Source organism: Magnetospirillum sp. WYHS-4, from assembly GCA_039908345.1.
Taxonomy (GTDB): Bacteria; Pseudomonadota; Alphaproteobacteria; order Rhodospirillales; family GLO-3; genus JAMOBD01.
In genome coordinates, this window is record JAMOBD010000158.1 from 1 (window position 1) to 1,219 (window position 1,219).

The 1,219-nt window shown below is 60.2% G+C and carries 1 protein-coding gene; it reads right to left on the bottom strand.

Features of this window, described 5'->3' with window-relative positions; all coding sequences use genetic code 11:
• Positions 1–512 (bottom strand): hypothetical protein (locus tag H7841_18560; protein ID MEO5338860.1); only part of this gene is annotated, 512 nt, incomplete at its 3' end.
• Between the last annotated feature and the right edge of the window lie 707 nt (positions 513–1,219).

Sequence of the window (1,219 nt, forward strand, 5' to 3'; positions counted from 1 at the left end):
ATGCCGGACATACCAGACATGCCGCCCATGCCGCCCATGCCGGACATACCAGACATGCCGCCCATGCCGCCCATGCCGGACATACCAGACATGCCGCCCATGCCGCCCATGCCGGACATGCCGGACATGCCGCCCATGCCGCCCATGCCGGACATGCCGGACATGCCGCCCATGCCGCCCATGCCGGACATACCAGACATGCCGCCCATGCCGCCCATGCCGCCCATGCCGGACATACCAGACATGCCGCCCATGCCGCCCATGCCGGACATGCCGCCCATGCCGCCCATGCCGGACATACCAGACATGCCGCCCATGCCGGACATACCAGACATGCCGCCCATGCCGCCCATACCGGACATACCGGACATACCGCCCATGCCGGACATACCAGACATGCCGCCCATGCCGCCCATGCCCGACATACCAGACATGCCAGCCGCCGAGGCGTCAGCCGCAGCCATCAGAGCGACAACGGCGCAAACACCAGCCAGCTTCACGAATTCCCTCATCAGATACCTCCCAAGACTCTGTTAATAAACAAGAATGCCGCCAGAACCGCTTTCCGGACCTAACGGCACCCAACAATCCCCTGGAATGCACCATTCCCGAGGAATCCCTTGCGGCCGGAGCACATTCGACCGCCACCGGAGACCGAGGCGAACGCCCGTCCCCGGCGGAAGGGCGTCGCGAAACCTCGCATCCCGCCGCTTTGCCGGAGACGGGACGCTGGCTCAGGCCCCACCGAAACCGATATGATTGGAAATGCTGGAACAGTACGGCCCCGCTGGGGCCCACGCCCACCGAGCGATCTTGGCACGGATATTCTTCCCTGTGACATTCCCGAGCAATCCCTTCGTCGACGCGTGCCCCTATTGGCAACACCCTTGGCTGTCGCGCCCGCCGACATTTTGTTTTAATCATTGCAAGCCATATGCCACTCGCCGCAACAAAGCTAACAATTTGTAAACAAAGAGTTATTCAATACAATCCCGAGGAGCCGGCGCTCAAGCATTTCCAATTCTCGTGCCACAATGGCATGAGGGCGTGGATGTCACCGAGTCAGCAATAGTACGGGGCGTAGTTGCGGTATGGCCAAGTCATACCCAACTTGAACAGTGGAGGGGCGTTTTGGGAGAGGCCCCTATTGAAAATATTGGGTTTTTTGGCCTGAAATCCGGACCTGGCGAAAAATGTAGTGGAACATTTTCTCTGTCGT